The sequence below is a fragment of the Mesorhizobium intechi genome, assembly GCF_002879535.1.
Classification (GTDB): domain Bacteria; phylum Pseudomonadota; class Alphaproteobacteria; order Rhizobiales; family Rhizobiaceae; genus Mesorhizobium; species Mesorhizobium intechi.
The window spans coordinates 1-4,800 of record NZ_PNOT02000254.1; the positions used below are offsets into that span (position 1 = coordinate 1).

The following is a 4,800-nucleotide window of genomic DNA, read 5'->3' on the forward strand; positions in this document are numbered from 1 at the left end:
GGGATATGTCGGGCACCCTCCAGCGCGGCGTTCCCACAATTTTCCCGCCCTTCGCGGCTTTGAAATAGGTCGCCGCGAGATCCTCGTCACACATCGATGACAGGTATATCTGGATAGACCCGCCATCCGGGGTGACCGGGTAGCGTTCGCCGCATGCCTCGAGGCGCTTTTCATACAGGCGCTTTTGCTTGCGGGTCAGTCGATCGAAAAATCCAGCCTTGCATTTGTCGATCACGGCTTCCGACATGAATCCGTCGCCGCTCGATCCCCAGGCGCAGGCCTGGTGCAACTTGTGAGCGGCCAGGCAGTCGGGCGTGGCCTGGATGTCCTCCTCCAGTTGAACACCTTTCGGGCACTGGGCGTCCTCCGCGGCTGCGGGAACGATCCACAGAAGCCCAATCAGGATGGCGCACCTCGTCCGCATGTCGAATTCCCCGGCGACCTCTCTTCAGATCGGTTTTTGAGTCCGTCGCACCTTAGCGGGCGCAAACGGGGAACATCGTCGCTTTCGCCGCTGTCTGCGAACCCCGCCGTTGCGACCATCAGAGGCAAGCGCCAAACGCCGCCCCCTCAATGCCGCTTGAAGTACTGCACCTCCTTCTCATGCTTCTGCGCCGCCTCGCGCGTCTCGAACGTCCCCAGGTTCCGCCGTTTCCCGGTCTTCTCGTCCTTCTTGCGTGAATAAAGCCGGTATTTTCCGTCCTTGAGTTTGCGGATCATCTCGCTCTCCCTGATCAGGATTTGGCGTCCTTCCTGGCCTTCAGGCCGCGCGCGGCCTGCTCCACCGCCGCCCGATCGGTGCCCAGGCGGTCGAGCAGCGCCTGCGCCTCGTCGCCCGATATGCCGGTGCGCATGGCCAGCTCCTCGACCTCCAGCACGTCGGTGCTGGCGATCTCGCGGGTCTGCGGCAAGGCGTCGTCGGCCGTCAGCGGCAGGGCCGCTTCCCTGTCGATCTCGGCCTCGGCCCGGTGCCAATGATGCTCGGGATCGCCGCCGCCCTCACGCTCCCAGATCTGGTATGCGCGCTTCTGGATCTTCTCGTGCCTTTCGTCGCCCATTGTCGTTCCTCCTTCGTGTCAGGGATGAACGCCGCGGTAATGGGATTGATCCAAAAAATTTGCGTGATCGCTGGTCCAGGCGGAACTGCCGGATGGGCGCGAGCGCGCGCGGCGCCTACTCGCACTGGCGCCTCGGCCCGCCTGAGTATGGCTGGTAGCTGTTGTCCTCGGGACGATACGACCGGTAGCGGCTGAAGCAGGATTGGACGTGGTCGTCCGAAAGGCCCGCTGTCGCCACCAGGGGCGCCGCGCCACCCTCGACATAGCTGACGTCGTCGGGCTGCTGCGCGGCCTGGCCGTCGGCCGCACTGGTTTCGACATAGGGCGAGACGCAGGGGCGCCGCCGGCCGCTGTAGGACATGTAGCTGTTGTCGTCGGGGTTGTAGGAGCGGTAGCGGTCCGCGCACCAGCCGACATGGGCAGCCGGCAGCGTGGCCTGCTGCTCACCGGCCTGCGGCTCCACCGCGGCTGTCTTGGTCGGGTCGACGGACTGCGCCCCGGCGGCGGCGGGTGCGGGCGCCTGCACGGCGGCCACGCGCTCCAGACCCGACGCGGCCTTGTCGACGGGCTGTGCGTCCTTGGTCCACAGCTGCGAGACACTGCCGGCTGGCCTGGCCTGATGCGCGGGCTTGGCGACGATCAGCCAGGCGGCGAAAGCCAGCCCGCTGGCAAAGACCGCAAGGGTCAGGACGAAGCCCGCCACCAACGCCAAAACCGCTTTCATCACGCACTCCTTGACCCTCGGCTAATAGAATGCGGAGCATCGGGACTGGTTCCAGCGAGCGAGCCTATTGCCGGGGTTGGCACTGAAGCGGCATGCCGCTGCGCAAGGCGGCGGCCTTGCTGCCTCAAACCGGCAGTTGCACATTCGCGGAAAACTGGTTCTCCACGGCCAGCAATGCCCTGGCCATTTCCTTGTCGCGCTGGCGCTTTTGCAGATGGCGGGCCAGCAGCCAGTCCAGCGAGAGCCGGCCGGCGCCGACGGCGGCCAGCACGAACATGCCGCCTGATATGGCCAGGTCCTTTTCGAAATGCAGCAATTCGTTCTGGCTCGCGAAGTTGACGTGGAACAGCAAGGCCGTTGCCAGGCAGAACAGGCCGAGCCCGATGCCGCCCAGACGCGTCAGCAGGCCCGATGCCACCGAGAGCCCTGCCCCCAGTTGCAGCGCGATGGTGGCGACGAACAGCGGCAGCCCGACGCCTTGCGCGGCCATCGCCTTGGCGGCACCGTCGAAATGGGTGGCCAGCGTCGCGCCCTCATGCAGGAAGATGAAGGACATGAGCAGGCGGCCGGCAAGCAGGGTCACATCCCTGATGTGATATCTCGTGGCGAGGCCGGTGAGCTTCGCGGCGATTTCGTTCGGTGTCATGGTCAGCCTCCATTCTTTGAGCACAGGCAAGCGCCGCCCGCCGCGGGGCGCGAAAAACGGCGCCTGCCGGATCTGATGTTCGAAAAGGCCGGAGCCGGCTCGAGGGAGAGGCGCCGGCTCCGGCAATGGGCGCCAGCCACGAGCGCCCAAACCGTGGTGGTTGGGGACCGGTCGGCGCAGGTCCCCGTTCCGTCTCCCCGCTTGCGGAGGGAGAGGAAAGGGGCGCGGCTTTACTGCGTCACCTTGGTGTCGATGGCCTTTTGCAGGTCGGAAAGCTCCTCGCAGCCGGCGGGGCACAGCTTCTGCAGCGACGTCAGTTGCTCCTTGGCCTTGTTCATGTCGCCGGTCTCGACATAGAGCTCGCCCAGATATTCGCGGGCGGCCTTGTGGTCGGGCTTCAGCTCCAGCGCCTTGTTGTAGTAGGTCAGCGCGGTGGTGACGTCGCCGGTCTTGCGCAGCGTGAAGCCGAGCAGATTGTAGACGTCGGCCTGCTGGTTGTCCTGTGCGAGGTCGCGCAGATCGGCCAGCGCGCCCTTGTAGTCCTTGGCGGCGATCTTGGCCTGGACGGCGGTGAGATCGGGTGCGTCGGCGCCCTCGATATCATCCACCGCATAGGCGGGCATGATCGTTGCGACGGGAACGACGGTCAGCACGGCGATGGCGCCGAGCAGGCCGAACAGGGCGTTTCTGCCCAAAGGAAGCTGTTTCATCGTCTTTCTCGCTTGGTTTGTGCGTTAGCGTTGAGAGGCCGAACGGGCTCAAATTTGAACCGGCGTGAAGCCATAGGCATTGCCGTCCTTGACGAAGGCGCCGGTGCCCGGGAACGGGAAGTGCGACCCGGAAATGCGGATATTGTCGGCGATCACCCGGTCGATGATCTTGTGGCGCGTGGTGATCGCGGTCGGCCCATCCTGGTCATAGCTGCCCTGCCATTCCGGATGCGGCGCCAGCAGGGCCGGCACATACATGGTGTCGGCCGAGATCATCAGCTGCTCCTTGCCGGAATTGGCGAGGTACACCGAATGTCCCGGCGTGTGGCCGGGGGCGGCGACGATCTGGATGCCTGGCGCCACTTCCGAGCCGTCCTGAACCAGCTTCCAGTTCTTCCATTTCGGGAAGTTCTCGGCGATGCGCTTGCCCGCCGGCTTGCGGCCCTCCGGCAGCTTGGCCAGCCGGCTCGGGTCGGTCCACCAATTGTATTCGGTGGCGTTGACGATCAGCTCGGCATTGGGGAACACCGGCGTGTTGGTGCCCTTCTCCATCAGGCCCCAGACATGGTCGGGGTGAAAATGCGAGATCATGATGGTGTCGATCGCCTTGTAGTCGATGCCGGCGGCGGCCATGTTGGCCGGCAGGTGCGTGGCATTGGCCTGCCACTGGCCAACGCCCGAGCCCGCATCCATCATGATCAGCCTGCCGCCCATCTTCAGCACGACGACCGTGAGCGGGATGGGCATGAACTCGGTGGTCAGCCCCGCCTTGGCAAGCGCCGCCTTGGTGTCTTCGACCGAGACATCCTTGATGAAGGCCGGGTCGTGCGGCTTCTTCCAGATGCCGTCATAGATGGCGGTGACCTCGATATCGCCGACCGTGTATTTATAGAAGCCGACGGTCGGCTCGACCGGGGTCTGCGCGAAAGCGGGGCGGGTGAATTCGAGCTTGCCGGCAAGGCCGAAGGCGGCAGCGGCGGCGGCGGATTGAAGCACTGTGCGGCGTGTCATGCTGAACATTGTGGTCTCCTGTGGGTTGCGGTGGCGGCAAGAAATCGCGGAAGGAGCGACGGAGGGCCACGCCACATGGCCCCCCGTCCTGATTGCGGACCGGGACGGGACCTCGAGGCTGTCCCGCCCCCTGAACTCAGCGGCCCCAGATGCCCTGGCCGGGTTCGTCCGCAACAGTCTTGATCGCCGGCCGGCTCGGTCCGGCCGTCACCTTGGCGTCGACGGACGCCGCGTAGGGGATCGAGGCGGTGGCGTTGGTGTCGACGGAAGCGACAGGCTGATTGGCAGTGGCGGCGCCGAAATGGTCGCTGCCGGCAAAGGCGGCACTCGAGGCAAGCAACATCGCGGCCACGCTGAGAGCGAGCTTGGTCATTTTCATAAATCCTTGTTTCGTTTCTTCGCGTCGCGGGCCGGATTGGCCCCGCTGAAGGGAAGACCCGGCAAGCCGGTGCTTTATTCCCGAGGGTGGCGAGATTTTTTTGAGAGGGGCGGATTCAAGGGTCGCGACCAAGCAGAACCTGGGTTCCTCGCACCCACGAACAAGGGGGCGAGGAACCCAAGCTTGGAAGCGCCGCCGCTTTCCGCCAGGGCCACCTCATAGACGCACAAAAGGCGCCGGTTCAGCACCGGCGCCTCGGTGATGTCGGTACC

Annotated in this window: 9 protein-coding genes; all 9 read right to left on the reverse strand. The window is 65.1% G+C overall.

Features of this window, described 5'->3' with window-relative positions:
• On the reverse strand, positions 1 to 424 hold a 424-nt coding region (locus C1D09_RS22545; RefSeq protein ID WP_143976365.1), incomplete at its 3' end, for a hypothetical protein.
• 146 nt (positions 425 to 570) lie between these two features.
• A complete protein-coding gene (locus C1D09_RS22550; protein WP_143976366.1) occupies positions 571 to 720 on the reverse strand; it encodes a hypothetical protein in 150 nt (49 codons plus the stop codon).
• A 14-nt stretch (positions 721 to 734) separates the two neighbouring features.
• Complete coding sequence (locus C1D09_RS22555) at positions 735 to 1,058, reverse strand: DUF2934 domain-containing protein (protein WP_143976367.1); 324 nt, start codon at positions 1,056 to 1,058, stop codon at positions 735 to 737.
• A 115-nt stretch (positions 1,059 to 1,173) separates the two neighbouring features.
• Complete coding sequence (locus C1D09_RS22560; protein WP_143976368.1) at positions 1,174 to 1,785, reverse strand: BA14K family protein; 612 nt, start codon at positions 1,783 to 1,785, stop codon at positions 1,174 to 1,176.
• A 121-nt stretch (positions 1,786 to 1,906) separates the two neighbouring features.
• Complete coding sequence (locus C1D09_RS22565; RefSeq protein ID WP_143976369.1) at positions 1,907 to 2,428, reverse strand: DoxX family protein; 522 nt, start codon at positions 2,426 to 2,428, stop codon at positions 1,907 to 1,909.
• A gap of 230 nt (positions 2,429 to 2,658) precedes the next feature.
• On the reverse strand, positions 2,659 to 3,138 hold the full coding sequence (locus tag C1D09_RS22570) for a tetratricopeptide repeat protein (RefSeq protein ID WP_143976370.1): 480 nt from the start codon (positions 3,136 to 3,138) through the stop codon (positions 2,659 to 2,661).
• A gap of 48 nt (positions 3,139 to 3,186) precedes the next feature.
• Positions 3,187 to 4,158 (reverse strand): MBL fold metallo-hydrolase, encoded by a 972-nt coding sequence (locus C1D09_RS22575; RefSeq protein WP_143976371.1) that lies wholly within the window; start codon positions 4,156 to 4,158, stop codon positions 3,187 to 3,189.
• A gap of 127 nt (positions 4,159 to 4,285) precedes the next feature.
• Positions 4,286 to 4,522 carry a DUF680 domain-containing protein gene (locus C1D09_RS22580; RefSeq protein ID WP_143976372.1) on the reverse strand — a complete coding sequence of 79 codons (237 nt, stop codon included), beginning with the start codon at positions 4,520 to 4,522 and terminating at the stop codon, positions 4,286 to 4,288.
• A gap of 80 nt (positions 4,523 to 4,602) precedes the next feature.
• Positions 4,603 to 4,800: hypothetical protein (locus C1D09_RS33495; RefSeq protein WP_208760418.1), on the reverse strand; the 198-nt coding region annotated here is incomplete at its 5' end.